The sequence below is a fragment of the Vibrio phycocola genome (genome assembly GCF_054404255.1).
The window spans coordinates 256322-272428 of the sequence record NZ_JBTAMQ010000008.1 but is presented as its reverse complement, the minus strand read 5'-3'; the positions used below and the strand labels follow the sequence as shown (position 1 = coordinate 272428).

Genomic DNA, 16107 nt, shown 5'->3' with positions numbered 1-16107 from the left:
GCATCACTGGGCGATATTGTCACGTTAGAAGTGAACGGCACAGAATACACCGGTGATGTGATTGATGATGGCGCGGGGACACTTGTTTACTCAATTCCTGTTGCAGGCTCTGACTTAGATCAAGATAGCAGTGTTACTGCTAGCGTCACTGGAAGTGACAACTCGGGTAACACTTATAGTGCAAGCACCGTGGAGGAAGTCACACCTATTGCTGAAGTAGAGATAATAGATACTAACTCAACTTCAACTGGTGATGGTCTCCTTCTTGAACAATGGTCGGGTATCGCTAATGGTAGCGGGCGAGGAATGACAGAAGAGGAGTTTTCTCAGTTCATTATTGATACGAAAGCAACGAACCCAACACCAGATAGCAGCACCGTGATATCTGAAGTTGAATCTGCAAGTGTGTCTGGAGGGGATTTTTCAATCATATCTGGTTATATATACCTCGAGGCGGGCTCGACTTATGTATTTGATGGTACGGCCGACGATACTCTTTCAATTAGTTTAGGTGGTGACGACACTGGCACGCTTCAGTGGAGTGCGGATAGAAGTAATATCAATGAACTGACCGTTTCGCCAACCGAGAGCGGTTATTATGCGATTGAAATTGCTCACGCTAACCAGAGAGGCCCCGGTAATTATGATATTACCGTTGAAGTAGATGGCGCAGACGCAATCGATTTAAGCTCAGATAACTTCCAATTATTTAGTTCACTTGATGCTTTAGAAGCATCTGGTGTCGGGAATGTATCGAATACTATCGAGACTTCAGAGGGCGATTACGTCGTTGTCTATGGTCTAAACGAAGGCGTTGAGAATAGTAATATTACACTTGAGCCATTTACGGTTACCTCGCCGGATGTTGATGATGTGATTACAGTCGCGGTTAGTTCAACCATTTCAGGGATAACACTAACCGATGGCAATGGTCAAACGATCACCATAACCGATGAAACCACGAGTTATGATGTAACCGGATTTGATTTTGAAACTTTAGTTGTAACTCCACCTGAAGACTATGTTGGAAGTGTGGAACTGCAATTTGATGCCTTATCCACCGATGGTTCAGCTACGGCTACTCAATCCAAAACTATCACTGTGAATGTTGAGTCGAATTCAGGGCTTCGGGGGGAGTTTTATAACTATGACGATTCAATGGGTGATTATGGAAACTTAACGTCGATCGCCGATGCGATAGGCGTTATTGATGACCAAGATCCTAATGCGACCTTTATATCTACAGGTGTCTCTTATTCTAGTGGCGTTGGTATTAATACCGATGACGACTTAGGTGGTACCTCGACCGATGGGGCCAATTCTTCTAACTTTGAAACTTGGCTCGGTGAGGATGCAGGCTCCATTAATTACCATAATAAAACAACGTCTAGTGATGCTGTTGTTCGTCTATATGGTGGGGTTGAATTATCTGCAGGCGACTATTCTATTCAGGTTACGGCTGATGATGGCTACCAAATTAAAATAGACGGTGTAGTTGTGAGTGAGGTCGATCACAACCAACCACAAGCTGTTGATACATTCGAATTTAGTGTGTCAGATAGTGGTATTCATGAGATAGAAATCATCTATTGGGATCAAGGCATAAATTACGTACTCGATGTTCAGTTATCAAGTAATGGCTCTGATTATTACTTATTAGGTTCGGATGAGTTTCCTGTCGTACGTAACTATGAATCCGAACCAATATCTGTAGAGAGTTTTGCAAGCGCCCTAGATTCTAACTTAGAGGCTGAAAGCGTTGATGAAGAGCTCGTCAGTAACAGCAATCAAGGTGACACAATATACGGTGACTCAGGAAATGATGTTATTGAAGGGGGGGCAGGTAATGACTACCTTGTTGGAGGCGAAGGTGAAGATTGGTTATTAGGTGGAGATGGCGATGATACATTGATCAGCTTTTCCTATGATGAATCTGGTGATAGCTATGATGATGAAAGTGGTGACGTGCTCGATGGAGAAGACGGTGACGACTACCTAGTCGGCCTTGGTGGTGATGATATTCTTATAGGTGGAGAGGGCAGTGATGACCTCTATGGTGGTGATGGAAATGATATTTTAACTGGAGCGAGTTACGATTATTCAAGTGACACGATAATTTCAGACAACTCATCTGATAACCTCTATGGAGGCCAAGGAAATGACCGATTTGTCATAGACTCAAGTAAAGATACGTTACAGGATTTTAATAGTAGTGATGATTCAATTGACTTATCGGAAATATTAGATGTAGATGTCAGTGCGGAATATTCAGCTATTCAAGAATACTTAGAGTCACATGTGAAGATAACGGAAGATTCATTACAGGTTGATGGAGTATCTGTCGCTAATTTTGGTGATTCAGCATCGATTGGAGCTGGCGCTGATGTTTCAGTCATTGTGAATGATCTTGAATTCACGATAAAAGCGTAACGTTTCGTGTAGCGAGTAAACCAATCAGTGCATATCGAACTGACTGGTTTACTCAAATACGAAAATCAAATTTAGTAAACAGCTTGATTTTAATAACTTTATTTTTGTAGCATCATTTTTGTAAGTAATGGAATAGCTTTTCACGTTCGTGATGATTGAGCTCTTCCATTTTTTTTATGTTGATTTCAGGTATTTCATCTGGGTTAGGGTAATGTGCCAGGACTTTTTCCATGCTCGCTTCTCTAATTAAATGGAAGATCGGGTAAGGAGAGCGATTGGTTAAGTTTTCACTATCTTCGGGCTGACTACCTTGAAAGCAATAATTAGGATGGAAAGTTGCTATTTGATAAATTCCTTCCCATCCTTCTGTCTTCAATACTGCATTTAACCAATCAGTAAAAAATAAATAATCATCGAAATCACTCAGCATGTTCGGCACAACAACTACTGTCGTTTCTAGCTCATGATCAGGTAGTGTGTCTAAATCTTTCAGCTGTAGATAGACTGATTCTAATAGCGCTTCATCGTTGTCCGCTGATGTGACTGCAATTCTAATTTGGTTATTTCGCTGTGGTTTAGCAGCGAAAGGACACAAATTGAGGCCAATTACTATATTATCAAGCCATTGGTTTACTTCATTTTCGATACGTGTAATTTCAGAAGACATAGGTATTTTAGCCAATCAAAAAAGATATTAAAGATATTATCACGAGATACCAAGTGTAGGTTATATCATGGGGTTAAAAGATAATTTGCCGTAACTAGTGATTAGTCGTTTAAACACAAATTTAGGTACAAGGTGCACATTGAACAATGGATGTTATAAAGCGTTATTTAAAGGGGTACCCTACTCATATTATCGAGCAAGTAGAAGGTTTAGTTGCTCGTGGAAAGTTTATTGCTTGGTTCGACCAACGCTATCCAAAGGTACATCATATTCAAAGTGAAAAGGCACTCTATGCTTATACAATGGCAATTAAAGAGCGCTATTTAAAGAAATCACAGTCGATTAATAAAGTTGTATTCGACAGTAAAATACACGTAATTAATAACGCTCTTGGACTGCATACGTATGCGAATAAAATCCATGGAGGTAAAATAAAAAGACGGAATGAGATAAGGATTTCGACGCTGTTTAAAGATGGTCCTGAAGAGCTTCTTAATATGATTGTGGTCCACGAGTTAGCTCATATTAAAGAAAAAGAACATAACAAAGCCTTTTACCAACTCTGTTGCCATATGCTACCTAATTACTTTCAGCTTGAGTTAGACGCTCGGCTCTATATTATTTATCGCGAACTTAACGTTTGATTGGTTTAATATGACGCCTTGATGAGTAGAGAGTAATAACAAACAATGAAACAAAGTCCATTGCACCCGAGAAATCGCCACCGTGGTCAGTATGATTTTACGAAATTGGTCGAAGCAGTTCCTGAATTAAAGGCGTATATGATTCAGAACCCAAAAGGGCAGCCTACAATAAATTTTTTTGATCCCTTAGCTGTTAAATTATTGAATAAGGCGTTGCTCGCCTATCATTATAATATTCAATATTGGGATATTCCTGATGGATACTTGTGCCCACCTATACCGGGAAGAGCGGAATACCTGCATCGAATCTCAGATATGTTTAGTCAGAGTGAAGGTAAGGATAACAAGATAAAAACAGTGCTTGATATTGGGACCGGAGCAAACTGTATCTATCCCATTATTGGATCTGCTCAATACAAATGGAAGGTCGTTGGAAGCGATATTGGACAGAAATCGTTAGCAAACGCTAAGGTAATAGTGGAACAAAATCCTTCAATTCGAAAATTGATTCAATTGCGTTTGCAACAAAACCCCACTCATATATTCAAGGGCATCATTCATCAAGCTGATCGATTTGACGTTACGTTGTGTAATCCGCCATTTCACCGTTCTCAACAAGAAGCACGCCAAGGTTCATTAAGAAAAGCAAAAAATCTAGCGAATAATAAGAGTAAAAATGGCCATTCACCTCAACCGAACGTTAAGAAAACACCAGCACTAAATTTTGGTGGAAAGAGTAATGAGTTGTGGTGTGATGGTGGAGAAATTAAGTTTATAACAAATATGGCTTATGAAAGTCGTGAGTTTGCGAATCAAGTTCTATGGTTTTCTACACTATTGTCGAAATCGGAGAACATCAAACCATTTAAACAACTATTGAAAAAAATTGAAGTAGAGGCTGTTAAAGTTGTGGAAATGAAGCAAGGTCAAAAAATATCCAGGTTTGTTGCTTGGACATTTCAAAATGAAGTGCAACGCAAAGAATGGTCAAAGTTGAGGTGCTAGGCTTAGCTTTATACAGGTAACATTTTGGAGGTAGCATGAGCATAAAAGACGTTGAATTTTTTGTGCCGTGTCAACCAGGCTGGCTATGTGAACCATTTATATTGTTTTTTTCTGTACTTGTTTTGATCGGCTTTATGTTTTTCGTTCGTTTGGTATACCGAGAATATAAGCGTATAGAAAGATCTAGAAAAGTGATTAAACATCGCAAAGTTCACTATACAATTCGAAAAAATATGAATAAACCCTATAAACCTTTAAGGCAACCCAGGAATAAAAAACGTTAATTAAACTGTTTCGCGAGTTGATGATACTTGCCTTCATAAGCAAGAGGGAGTTTGTAATCAACAAGCGTGCGGTAGCGCTGCATCAGTCGGTACGCAACTCTATCTTTATTTTCCGCTAAAGCCAGTTCAATAAGCATTTTATGAGCAAAATGATTATTAGGATCAAAAATCAGAATTTTCGATGCGAGTTTTCTTGCTTGACTCGAGTGATTGGTTTTTCGCGCGCATATCGCTGCATTTTGTAAACTAGCTAGGATTTTATATCCAGAAGCTAACTGAAATACACGTTTAAAATATTTATTTGCAACATCCTCCTTCCTGAGCTTACACATTAATGTGGCATAATTAGTCAGGAGGGTAATATCATGAGAATACAATTTAAGCATACTTTGGTATAGGTACTGACCGCGAGGGTAATCACCAAGGGTTATGTAATAGTGGGCAAGCGCTAAATTGGTTGAAAGGTCATCAGGAGCATATTGATGGGCGAGAATTAGATTGAATTTTGCTTTTTCTAATTGGCCTGATTCTAAATATGCCAAGCCTAGTTGTGTTCTAACTTGTGCAGCTTTGGGATAATCGATCATTCCAGTAGAGTCGCTGTTGACGCAACCAACCAAGACAAAACACAGGTATATAATGGGTAAACACCTGAATTTTACCATCGATAAACTCCAATAAGATAAACGAAGACTAGATATTACTTGTCAAAATAAAAGTAACATCTAGTCTCTATAAATTTATCGGTCAGAGTTCCTTTTAGGCACACCTAATAAACAATGAGTACACTAACGGATGCGATCTAATCGTCATTAGTAAAGTTCGCTTCACTAAATCGGTCAAGGTCGTAAGGTGTTTGTTGGTAAACGCAGTAATTTAGCCAATTAGAAAAAAGCAGGTGGCCGTGGCTTCTCCATGTTGCTTTGGGATCATTACTGGCGCTGTTATTTGGATAGTAATTGAGTGGAACTGAAGGCTCTAATCCTTCAGCTAAATCGCGTTTATACTCGTTACCCAAGGTTGCTGCTTCATATTCTGGGTGACCAGTGACAAATACGTGGCGTTTATCTTGAGTTGCTGCCAAATAAACACCTGCTTGCTCAGATGTAGCTAAAATATCTAAATCAGTATTTTCACGAATAAATTCGACGGGGAAATCAGCATGCCGAGAATGAGGAGCGACAAAAGTATCATCGAAACCGCGTAATAAAGGGTGATACGTGTGCTGTATCTGGTGAGTATAGACCCCTGATAGTTTGTCTTTTTTGGTGCGTTTTGGTAAGTCATATAAAATATTGAGCCCAGCTTGAACTGCCCAACAAACATATAAAGTTGAGGTTACATGATCTTGAGCCCATGTAATGATTGTTTTAAGGTGGTCCCAATAAACAACATCTTCAAACTGAACTAATCCAAGAGGCGCACCAGTAATAATCAAGCCATCAAAATTACGGTCTTTGACTAACTCGAATTGACGGTAGAAGTTATTTAAATGTGCTTCAGGGGTGTTGTTGCTCGGGCGATTATCAATACGTAATAACTCGACGTCTACTTGTAATGGGCTATTTGATAACAACCGGAGAAACTGAGTTTCAGTATCAATTTTTTTTGGCATCAAGTTTAGAATTATCACTTTAAGTGGACGTATTTCCTGAGTAGATGCGCGAGTTTCCGACATAATGAAAATATTTTCATTTCTCAGAATATCAGTAGCGGGTAATTGGTCAGGTATTTTTATAGGCACAATAAACTTCCTTGAATGCTATTTTAGACGTCTATACTTCTAAAGTATACTGATCTTTGATGTGATGTCGAATTAAAATTATGCTGAAAAGCGACGATATAGTGAAATAATCGCAGTGATTTTTTATTAACTAAGGTGGAAGTTCCATTGTCTCAACGTTTAATTCTTATCCGAGGTTTGCCAGGATCTGGCAAAACAACTTTGGCGCGTAGTTTCGCAGCTGTTCATATTGAAGCGGATATGTATTTTATCGACCATAAAGGGGAGTATCGCTTCGATGCGAATAGGCTAAAAGATGCCCATCAATGGTGTTTTCAAACAGCGGTAGCGAGTTTACTCGAAGGCCATAGCATCGTTGTATCGAATACTTTTATTCAATATTGGGAAATGAAGCCATACATTGAATTTGCGACAAAAAAACAAATCGCGATTGATGTTATTTGCTGTGTAGGTGAATTTGAAAATATTCATGGAGTGAATGATGATACTCGCGATAAAATGAGAAAGAAGTGGCAGAAATGCCAGTGGCTGAAGCAAAACGTGCATCAGCCACTGAGATAATATTATCGATAGAGTGCTATTTCTGATGTGAAGGACAGCAAAAATCGGCTCTCCAAACTAATCGCTTATTTCCAACCATTGAATGCAACACTTCTCTACCTTGCATTTGGGGTATTGCTAGCAGCACATGTGCTTCATCTAGGTGACGTGAATGTTCAGCTTCATAAGCTCTGATGTGTGTAAATGTAGCGTTTAAATTTTCAGATAAAAGCTCATGAGATAAACAAATTCCTAATTCATCGCGAACCATAACTATTCCCTCATTTTTAGGCCTTTCCTAAGGTCGTTTACATCACTTCCATTTGTACAAAAATTATACATTAACCACGAATTGATGAAATATAAATCACTCATACTGGCGTGATTGACTACACAGAAATGAATGAAATAATGTTCGGTGTCTTTTGAATGAGATTGAGTCAAATTTTCATTGTTTGTGGAGTCCCTACCGAAATAGCATATAAATCGAGGACAAATAATGACAATACAATGAGTTATCATATAAATTATTACTAGTCTGAGTTATTTTAATGAAAGCAGAGGCCACGATGGCAAATATTTTTATCGTTGTACTTATACTCGCCGTTTTTTTTATTTTTGTTCAAAAATATTTGCTTAAAGGAGACGAGAATAAAGATTTTCCGTATAAAAAGAAGGGACCTGTGTTAAGTAGCTCTGAGTCCGCTTTTTATCACGCGCTGGTACAAGCCGTTGGCGAGCATGGTATTGTTTTATGCCAAACAAGTATGGCAAATTTGGTACGCCCAGCGGACATAAAAAATAAACGAAACCTCTATATTGCAAGTAATCGAATAAATAAAAGTCTATTTCAGTTTGTCATCTGTGACCCTAGAACGTTTGAACCAAGAGTTGTCATTGAGATGGACGATGGGAAGCCGCTTTCTAAATCGAAGGCAGAACGTGAAAAATTACTTATTCATGTATGCAAAAGCGCAAATTTGCCCTTAATTGGCGCTAACGTAAAATTCAGTTACCAAGTAGGAAAATTAAGGCGGCTGCTTGCAGCGCATATTGATCTTATTGAAGTCGAAAAAGAAGTGAGATTTTGCAAACGATGTAACAGTCCAATGATAATCAAGATAGCCACTCAAGGTGAACATAAAGGTCGGCGATTTTTTACGTGTAGCCGACAACCTCAATGTACCTATACCGAAAACTATAATGTCGTATTCGAAGAAGATGAAGAATAGGGGTTAGCTCGTGGTGTTCATCACGGTAGTAAGAATATCTTCACTACTCTGTTGGCAAATACAAACTTGATTACGGCCATTTCGTTTAGCTTTATATAACTCGACGTCCGCTAGTTTAAGTAAGTCTGAGAGTTGATTTTGTTGCGAATATTTGCATATCCCGATACTCAATGTGATCGGAATATGTATTCCACCAATATTAAATCTATTGTTGGCAACTGAGGTACGCAGTAACTCTCCGATTTCTGATGCTTGTTTTAAGTCCATGTCGAATAATGTAATGCAAAATTCTTCTCCCCCAATACGAAACACATTATCTTCGCCGACAAGAGTTGCTAGTAAAAGAGTTACATCAATGAGTACTTTATCACCGACATCATGACCGTGTGAATCGTTGATCTTTTTGAAATAATCGATATCTAATACTAATAAATAAAGTTGTGGATTTTTGCTTCGGTGAGATTTGTAGTGGTTAAACACCGTGTTCAATGAGAGCCTATTGTGGGCGTTGGTTAATTGATCTCGAGATGCAAGATAAAGTAGAGAATTTTCTATGATTGTCCGACTCGATTCGTAGCGATACGAAATAATCCAAATTCCACAATAACAGAGGGCAACATTGATCAGCTCTTTTGATTGTACAATCACTGCATCGGTATGGAATAAGAGAATTATTACCGTTTGAATCAATAGAACACCCGCAACGGCAACGGTAGCGTGTCGCAGGCCCATCAATAAGTATAAACCAGATGGAGCGGCACATGCCCATATATATAACCCACCAGATAGTGGCTGAGTTAGGGTACATAAAATTAGAACGCCAATCAAAAGGTAAGCATAGTAACAATTGAACAGTGGGGTACTCTTACCTTGCTTGAGTAAGGTATAAATAATACCGGAGAAAATTGAAAAGGTAGCTTCTATAAGTGTGACGAAATAGTCTCCGCCGTAGATTAAGTGGTAAACAGAAAAAAACAGTCCAGTACAGGTTAAAAATAAGCTAACACCAATTAAGACCGATGTTCTAAGTTCGTCAGATTGCTTAAATAATCTTTGGTCCATCTTGGTAATACCTTGGTGGTAGAAACTATCGAAGAGGGCACATATTACTCTTTGTACTACGCAGTTCAATATTCATCATTCAAAATTAGTAAATAAATTTCACATATGTCGCTTAAAATATGCATTTTAGCTACTATTATTCGCTGAAAAATTGAGCGAATTGTCGACATTAAGCGCAACTAACTCAAAACCAAAAAAATTATCTTGCACTCACTCTGTCGTATCGATAATATCCTTGCGTTCAAAAAAATGCGTCCGTAGCTCAGTTGGTTAGAGTATCGCCTTGACATGGCGGGGGTCGGCAGTTCGAATCTGCCCGGACGCACCAAGATTTTAATATCTCAATTTTGAATCACAATATAGATTTGGGTCCGTAGCTCAGTTGGTTAGAGTATCGCCTTGACATGGCGGGGGTCGGCGATTCGAATTCGCCCGGACCCACCAAATTTATTAACAGAACCCGCTAATTATTAGCGGGTTCTGTTTTTTGCGCTCAACGATTCTTCCTGCTTCAATTGGATGGAACCGCTAGGTACTTAGTTTACTTTTGTCAGCCCATCAATCTAAACATATCACCAGTGTTTGTTCCCCCTCTCCAGAACAATAGCTCGTTATTCTAAGAATAACTTGCTCTACCATCATTCGCCGCTCATCTATGTGGTCGCACTCTAGGCAGAGAATGAGCAGTAGAAAATAACTTGTTTTATTATTCGTTTCCCTAAATTAACCGCTTCTTATTCAATGTGCTATGTTTATTATTAATAGGCAAATTATTGTTATCTAATGGTCTTTGTCTATTCTTAGTATTAAGTGAAGTATATACACGGTTAATCGCAGTTAATGTTGATTAACCACGGTTGCATATAACCTGATGTGATTTTCTAATGTCTAGAAAATTCCATTAACCAGAAATAAAAACGCAACCAGTATCTAGGATGTATTGAGTAGATGGGAAAACTAAATAAGCAGGTATATGTGTGTACTTTTATTGCCTGCAATATATTAATTTTGTTTTGGGGGAATAACGCGCACGCAAATACGCGTGTTGATTCTTCAATGGCCAATGATCAGTCTAATGTACTGAATGTTAGCGATTCTTTTAAAAATAAAATTAACATGAATAACCTGCAGACTAGTCAAGGTTACCCTGTGGGTTTTGACGATGTTTTCGAGTATGCCCTTGATGTGTCAAAAGAATACCATGCCTTAACACGAGAAGTGGAATCTAAAGAAATTCTTAAAGATAAAGAAGAACGATATTACTACCCTGATATTACGTTTAGCTCTGAAACGACGGAATATTGGGGAGGCCCATCACCAGATCAAGAAGAAACTCAAAACTTTATAATAACCTTAGAAGCAAAACTCTATGGCAGTGGCGTGAAAGATAGGATCGCTGCGAGTGAAATGACGCTAGAAGCCGGGAACATCGGTTTAGTTGCACATGAAATTTCGATCTATTACACCGTATTGAAGTATTTGACGAAAATCGAATTAACACGGGAATACGAAGCCTTTGCTCAAGAGCTTCGAAAAGATATAGAAGTCTATTATCTCAAACAAGTCAATTCTACTAATGTCGGTGTTTCGACACAGAGTGATGCAATGCAGGCAAGGCTTGCAGTCGCCGAATTTGACGACACTGTTTACTCCGTAGTTTCGAACGTTGAACAGTATTTTAATAAGTTGGTGGAAGAGACGGGCATCGACATTGACTTTAGCGACCCTATAACTCAGGGCAAAGTTGGCTTAGATTTTGCAAGTTTAGAACCATTGCTTGTTGATGAAGAAAAAACGGTCACTTCCGACGAATTATTGGCGAATAACGCAGAATTACTGCAAACACAGAAGGCGCTTAAATCGTCCTTCTATAACGCTCGGTCAACAAGGGAGTTGGTGAAAGTAGAAGTAACCTCAGAAAACTACCTCCAAACAAATGGTGACAGTAAGACTCAAGCATTTGGTGATACCGATGAATCATCGATACAACTCAATGTTGAACTTGATATTTTTAATTATGGCTTGAAGGCTGATCAGGATTCTGCTTATAAGATGTATGAGGCAGAGAAATTTAGGTTTGATATGCAGTTTCAGCAAGTTATGGACAACTTTAGAACCAGTGTTACAACCTATAATCAGCAGAGAATCCAGCGTGATAAAACCGTAGAACAAATCGATATTCTTGCTGAATTAATCGAGAATCAAAAAGAAGAGATCTTCACTGATCAAGTAACTTATAAAGACATTGTTGAGAGTATTAGTAAGCTGAATAAAGCTAAGCAGACATTACTAAATATTGATTTGATGCTGTTTGACACTCTCTATGAGTTAGAAACATTAAAATCAAATAAAATTTTATAACTCGATTTAGATTGAACAATCAAAAAAGTGACGTGATGGCATGGAACTAATGAAACATCGAAATAAATTAATACTATTTATACTCGTGATCATCGTAGTTATCTATACGTTGTTAGTAAAGGATGTCGAGGTTGTTGCGCCAGGATCTGGGCTTACAGGCATTAAGCAAAGTAACGTTTCAGTTATTGCGCCAACTAAAAGCTACATAGTTGAATTGATGGCAGCTCAGGGAGACAAGATAACCAAGGGTGATCCTCTTTTAAAATATCGAAACCTCGAAGACGAATATCAGCTACAGCAAGTAACGGAAGAGTTAGAGCAAAATCAAAGGTTGCTCGATATTTACTATAATGAACGCTGCTTTTTAACGGGGCCAAAATTTGCCTCAATGACGAGTGAGTTACTTGATAATGAATGTGATGAATCAAAACCGCTAGCAAATGCTGGCGGGCTGTATGTATTGAGTTTTTATGAGGATTATCTGTTAGAACAGCAATATTTACTTGATATTGAAAAAGAGAGACAGAATAAAGAGCGCGAGCTACTGACCAAACAAAATATTTTGACTAAAAAGAAAAAAGCTTTGTATCGAGGCAAAGGTGCTACGGTGAGCTTTTATGATGTTGAAACCGAGTTATCGAACTTAAAGACAGAAATTATCAATTTTCAAATATCGTCGATCGATGCGAAGAAAAAGCTTAATGACAAATTGATGATATTTCGCTTACGTCGTTCTGAGCGTTTGTTAACGTTAGAAGAACAGATAGATAAAGTGAAACCTCTTATAAGCAAAGAAAAATTCACAAAACAATTACTAGAAGAAAAGCAGAATAAATCAATCATTCGTTCACCGATAGATGGTCACGTTTTGGAGCTTATTGATGGGGTATCTGAAGGGACATTTATACAAGAAGCTACCCCTCTTTTTGTGTTAAAAAAACAAGGTTCATCTCAGCAGGTAGAAGCTAAATTTGACTCGCGTTATCGCCATTTTTTAAGTATTGGTAGAGAAGTCCGCTTAAAGATTAATTCTCCTGGTTTTAGTGAAATCTTCAATGGGAAAATTGTAGAGTTAAGTTCGGATTCGATTGCTTATGAGGAACAGGGTCAGCAAGGAGAGCGATACTATCGCGTTACGGTTCAACCAGATACGGCATTTTTAGATTTGTCGCTTGATTTGGGTATGGATGTTCAGGTGCTTGTTGTCGATGACCAAGTGAGCGTACTTGAGTTTATTTTAAGTGTCTTGCCTAACGATATTAAGTTTGAGGTGTGGTAGGTGATAGGATTTGTTTCGGCAATCACTGCATCGTTAGCCGTTATCATTCTGGTGGTTATTTCCAGTCTAATCGGTTTTGTGCAATCAATCATGCCAAGCACAGGTATGGTTAAGATTAGCCAGGTTACCTATCGGTACAATCAACAAACTCCTTATATCAATGAGGATATCCTCCACGACCTTGTAGTAACTGCGGAAAAAATGCAGATTAGTTCTCGAATTAAAGCGTTTCAAATAGGCTGCAACTATGGCTTTAATGCCAGTCAGTATGAAATGAAGCACATTGCGACCTATAATTATATTGTGATCAATAAGTACCTTGGTGATACGTACTCGATTGATCCGATTCATGTAGATTCAGAGCCCGATAAAATGAATAGCTGCTTCGTCGACCTAGAAATATTTAGTGATGCTGAACTCGAAAAGATGACCGAGTCTGAAAGCTTCAGTGAAGAGAAAGAGGGAGAGAACAATGGATGATGATTCATTAGCACCGTTTGTCGATGCCTTATCTTCGGCCCTAATTATAATGGTGTTGGTTTGTATTTTCTTTATGTTACAAACAGCAACGTCATTGAGTTCCGCGGCTCGACAGCATACGTTGAACAATATAGAAGAAGAAGACAAGTCACCAATTATCTATCAACAAATTATTCGAGCCAACCTAGATGAGCACCAATTCGATTATCTGATTAACTTTAAATTGGAGAAAGAGTTTGTTGAACAAATTAAAGCACAACTGCAGGGTGCAAACAAAGTTGAGATTGTTATTCAAAGTCGCGATAACAATAGAAAAAATACGGTGAATTTAATGCGGTTTCTAGCTTATTTAAAATTACCTTCCGATATAAAGGTCCATACGTCGATGAAAATAACAAACAACGTGGTGTCTACTGTGAAATGGGAGATAGAGTAAATGTATTATTTCGGGTTGTTACTCTATATCGGTATTCCGGTATTTACCTATGTCTTCCCTCCTGCACATGAGCTGGTTGCGCAGTGTTTTAACTTGTCTCCAGAGATCACTGTATTAATTACTATCACCTATTTTTATCCGTTGTCGAACTTCATTTACAGTGTGATTAAGAAGCAAGGCGACGCCGCACATTTAGCGCACTTTAGAAGTCAGGTCATGTTGGCTTCGTCACTAGCGGTTTCATTTGGTCTTATTGGTACTTTTATTGGACTATCCGATATGATTTCTGGTATCGCTGCAGGTTTAGGGGCTGATGGTGACTTTTCACAAAAAATGGAAGCGCTTCTCGGTTCAATTGGTTCAGCACTAGGTTCGATGTCATTTGCCTTTTTAACCTCTATATTGGGCGTAAGTTGTTCAGTGAGTGTATTATTTGCATCCAATTACCTAAATGCATTTTATGAAAAAGAACTCGTTCAGGGAGAGAACGGCAACGAAAGTGGCCCGAACAACCTAATTGATGGTATTCCTGATGAAGCTCAACAGGTCATCAATGACAATTTGAAAAAGATGCAAGAATCAATAGAAAGTACAATCGAGCTCATAAACAGCAAAGATAAGATTTGGACTGATCTCTTCACCTTGTTGGAAAATAACTCAGGTTCTACAGTGGTACAGGAATTCAGCGCCAACTTAGCGGAAAATAACCGTATCAATCAATCCCAATCTGACATGGTTCGTCAAATCCATGACGATCAAGTAAGCATGTATCAAAAGATGGACGCATCACTAACGAGTTATTCAAATCATATGCAGGAGCAAACTAATGCGATCGTGACAGCAATAGGTGATATGTCCTCCGAAATCGATCGAATGGGACATGTTATTGACCAAACATCTGATAAAACTGTGCTTACGATCAGTGAAAATGGGGAAGTGATTGAAAGGGTAAATACTGCGTTCGGCGAAACATTGACAGTCACAAACCAGCAACTAAAAAGTGTTACTGATGTGTTGCACGATATTCGTGTTGCGACCGCTGTTCCATTGGAAGAATCCCTTAATATCGCGTTGAGAGAAAACGCATTTAGTTTGGTATTCCAACCTCAGTTTGATGAAGATAAACATGTGGTTGGTGCCGAGTCGTATATCCGTTGGGTTGAGCCCGTTCGCGGACCAATTCCAAATGCGAAACTGTTTAAAATCGCCAAGGACGAAGGACTTTCCATTCAACTTGAATTTTGGGTTATGCACAATACGATCAAGCAGGTATCCGAGTGGCAAGAGAGTGGTACTTGGGGGAGTGATTGGACAATTTCCATTAATGCCACTAGCGAACTATTATTAGCGCCAAACTTTATCACCGAAGTGGAAAGTACCTTAAAACTAAATAATGTCCTCCCAGGATCGATAGCATTTGAAGTCACCGAAGATGCAATCATGCTCCATGCCGCGCAAGCGAAAGATAAGATCCGACAGCTACACAATATGGGTTTGAAACTGTATATCGATAACTTTGGCACCGGTTACACCAATATTGGTCAATTAAGTGAATTCCAACCCGATCGTTTGAAACTCGCAAGAGATATTGTCAACAATATTACTGACAGTACTCAATCTGGCATTCCAGTGGTGCGTTCAGTTATGTCATTAGCACAGCAGTTGGGTATAACGGTGTCCGCTGATGGTGTAGAAACCGACGAACAATACCAACAATTGAAAGAAGAAGGGTGTCGCTTGTATCAAGGTTGGTACTTTGAGAAACCGTTAGAAGTCGAAGCTTTTGAGGAAAAATGTAGTTAATTTTCTGATAATTATGAAACAAAGTTAGATTATTAAGCAAAATCTCAAACCACAGCTAAAATTATAGTAGTTAATAGTGTAATTCGGTAAAGATCTGGCTTGACCGAACCACTAGAAATAATTTTTAGTTGGGGCAGAAT

At 38.7% G+C, this 16107-nt stretch carries 14 protein-coding genes, 2 tRNA genes and 1 pseudogene; 12 read left to right on the top strand and 5 right to left on the bottom strand.

The genetic code is table 11. The annotated features are described in order from the left end of the window. Window positions 1-2430 (top strand): annotated as a pseudogene (locus tag ACXJY6_RS12855) (hypothetical protein); the annotation flags it as partial. 112 nt (window positions 2431-2542) lie between these two features. On the opposite strand, the gene ACXJY6_RS12850 reads toward ACXJY6_RS12855, so the two are convergent. Continuing rightward, window positions 2543-3097 carry a DUF1415 domain-containing protein gene (locus ACXJY6_RS12850; protein ID WP_456049960.1) on the bottom strand — a complete coding sequence of 185 codons (555 nt, stop codon included), beginning with the start codon at window positions 3095-3097 and terminating at the stop codon, window positions 2543-2545. Window positions 3098-3243: 146 nt separating this feature from the next. Between ACXJY6_RS12850 and ACXJY6_RS12845 the strand changes: the two genes are divergently transcribed. Next, entirely contained in the window at window positions 3244-3741 is a 498-nt protein-coding gene (locus ACXJY6_RS12845; RefSeq protein WP_458768582.1) for a M48 metallopeptidase family protein, read from the top strand. A 45-nt stretch (window positions 3742-3786) separates the two neighbouring features. Further along, window positions 3787-4746: a 23S rRNA (adenine(1618)-N(6))-methyltransferase RlmF gene (rlmF, locus tag ACXJY6_RS12840; protein WP_456049958.1), complete on the top strand. Its 960-nt coding sequence runs from the start codon at window positions 3787-3789 to the stop codon at window positions 4744-4746. Window positions 4747-5026: 280 nt separating this feature from the next. Here the strand turns inward: rlmF and ACXJY6_RS12835 are convergent, their stop codons facing one another. Beyond that, complete coding sequence (locus tag ACXJY6_RS12835) at window positions 5027-5695, bottom strand: hypothetical protein (RefSeq protein ID WP_456049957.1); 669 nt, start codon at window positions 5693-5695, stop codon at window positions 5027-5029. Window positions 5696-5832: 137 nt separating this feature from the next. Continuing rightward, window positions 5833-6774 (bottom strand): homoserine O-succinyltransferase MetA, encoded by a 942-nt coding sequence (gene metA, locus ACXJY6_RS12830; protein ID WP_456049956.1) that lies wholly within the window; start codon window positions 6772-6774, stop codon window positions 5833-5835. 147 nt (window positions 6775-6921) lie between these two features. On the opposite strand from metA, the gene ACXJY6_RS12825 reads away from it, so the two are divergent. Further along, window positions 6922-7335 carry an AAA family ATPase gene (locus ACXJY6_RS12825; protein ID WP_456049955.1) on the top strand — a complete coding sequence of 138 codons (414 nt, stop codon included), beginning with the start codon at window positions 6922-6924 and terminating at the stop codon, window positions 7333-7335. Window positions 7336-7351: 16 nt separating this feature from the next. On the opposite strand, the gene ACXJY6_RS12820 is transcribed toward ACXJY6_RS12825, so the two are convergent. Further along, window positions 7352-7585, bottom strand: a complete 234-nt coding sequence (locus ACXJY6_RS12820) for a hypothetical protein (protein ID WP_456049954.1) — start codon at window positions 7583-7585, stop codon at window positions 7352-7354. Window positions 7586-7883: 298 nt separating this feature from the next. On the opposite strand from ACXJY6_RS12820, the gene ACXJY6_RS12815 reads away from it, so the two are divergent. Further along, entirely contained in the window at window positions 7884-8546 is a 663-nt protein-coding gene (locus tag ACXJY6_RS12815; RefSeq protein WP_456049953.1) for a DUF2726 domain-containing protein, read from the top strand. Between the two features lie 3 nt (window positions 8547-8549). Here the strand turns inward: ACXJY6_RS12815 and ACXJY6_RS12810 are convergent, their stop codons facing one another. After that, window positions 8550-9608, bottom strand: a complete 1059-nt coding sequence (locus ACXJY6_RS12810) for a GGDEF domain-containing protein (protein ID WP_456049952.1) — start codon at window positions 9606-9608, stop codon at window positions 8550-8552. 251 nt (window positions 9609-9859) lie between these two features. Here ACXJY6_RS12810 and ACXJY6_RS12805 point away from each other — a divergent pair. The 7 genes from ACXJY6_RS12805 (at window position 9860) to ACXJY6_RS12775 (ending at window position 15967) form a co-directional block, all read left to right on the top strand. Further along, a tRNA-Val gene (locus ACXJY6_RS12805) sits at window positions 9860-9936 on the top strand. Between the two features lie 39 nt (window positions 9937-9975). Then, window positions 9976-10052 (top strand) — tRNA-Val (locus tag ACXJY6_RS12800). A gap of 504 nt (window positions 10053-10556) precedes the next feature. Further along, a complete protein-coding gene (locus ACXJY6_RS12795; RefSeq protein WP_456049951.1) occupies window positions 10557-11969 on the top strand; it encodes a TolC family protein in 1413 nt (470 codons plus the stop codon). 49 nt (window positions 11970-12018) lie between these two features. Beyond that, window positions 12019-13248, top strand: coding sequence for an HlyD family secretion protein (locus ACXJY6_RS12790; RefSeq protein WP_456049950.1), 1230 nt, complete (start codon window positions 12019-12021; stop codon window positions 13246-13248). After that, window positions 13249-13728 (top strand): hypothetical protein, encoded by a 480-nt coding sequence (locus ACXJY6_RS12785; protein WP_456049949.1) that lies wholly within the window; start codon window positions 13249-13251, stop codon window positions 13726-13728. Next, window positions 13721-14164: a hypothetical protein gene (locus ACXJY6_RS12780; RefSeq protein ID WP_456049948.1), complete on the top strand. Its 444-nt coding sequence runs from the start codon at window positions 13721-13723 to the stop codon at window positions 14162-14164. Before ACXJY6_RS12785 ends, ACXJY6_RS12780 begins: the two co-directional genes overlap by 8 nt. Next, window positions 14165-15967, top strand: coding sequence for an EAL domain-containing protein (locus tag ACXJY6_RS12775; RefSeq protein WP_456049947.1), 1803 nt, complete (start codon window positions 14165-14167; stop codon window positions 15965-15967). Window positions 15968-16107 lie beyond the last annotated feature (140 nt).

What these genes read in the sequence shown, in the direction of transcription:
- ACXJY6_RS12815 (WP_456049953.1), top strand. Translation starts at nt 7,884, where the DNA reads ATGGCAAATATTTTTATCGTTGTACTTATACTCGCCGTTTTTTTTATT.
- ACXJY6_RS12835 (WP_456049957.1), bottom strand. Translation starts at nt 5,695, where the DNA reads ATGGTAAAATTCAGGTGTTTACCCATTATATACCTGTGTTTTGTCTTG.
- ACXJY6_RS12790 (WP_456049950.1), top strand. Translation starts at nt 12,019, where the DNA reads ATGAAACATCGAAATAAATTAATACTATTTATACTCGTGATCATCGTA.
- ACXJY6_RS12820 (WP_456049954.1), bottom strand. Translation starts at nt 7,585, where the DNA reads ATGGTTCGCGATGAATTAGGAATTTGTTTATCTCATGAGCTTTTATCT.
- ACXJY6_RS12850 (WP_456049960.1), bottom strand. Translation starts at nt 3,097, where the DNA reads ATGTCTTCTGAAATTACACGTATCGAAAATGAAGTAAACCAATGGCTT.
- ACXJY6_RS12780 (WP_456049948.1), top strand. Translation starts at nt 13,721, where the DNA reads ATGGATGATGATTCATTAGCACCGTTTGTCGATGCCTTATCTTCGGCC.
- ACXJY6_RS12845 (WP_458768582.1), top strand. Translation starts at nt 3,244, where the DNA reads ATGGATGTTATAAAGCGTTATTTAAAGGGGTACCCTACTCATATTATC.
- ACXJY6_RS12775 (WP_456049947.1), top strand. Translation starts at nt 14,165, where the DNA reads ATGTATTATTTCGGGTTGTTACTCTATATCGGTATTCCGGTATTTACC.
- ACXJY6_RS12795 (WP_456049951.1), top strand. Translation starts at nt 10,557, where the DNA reads ATGGGAAAACTAAATAAGCAGGTATATGTGTGTACTTTTATTGCCTGC.
- rlmF (WP_456049958.1), top strand. Translation starts at nt 3,787, where the DNA reads ATGAAACAAAGTCCATTGCACCCGAGAAATCGCCACCGTGGTCAGTAT.
- ACXJY6_RS12810 (WP_456049952.1), bottom strand. Translation starts at nt 9,608, where the DNA reads ATGGACCAAAGATTATTTAAGCAATCTGACGAACTTAGAACATCGGTC.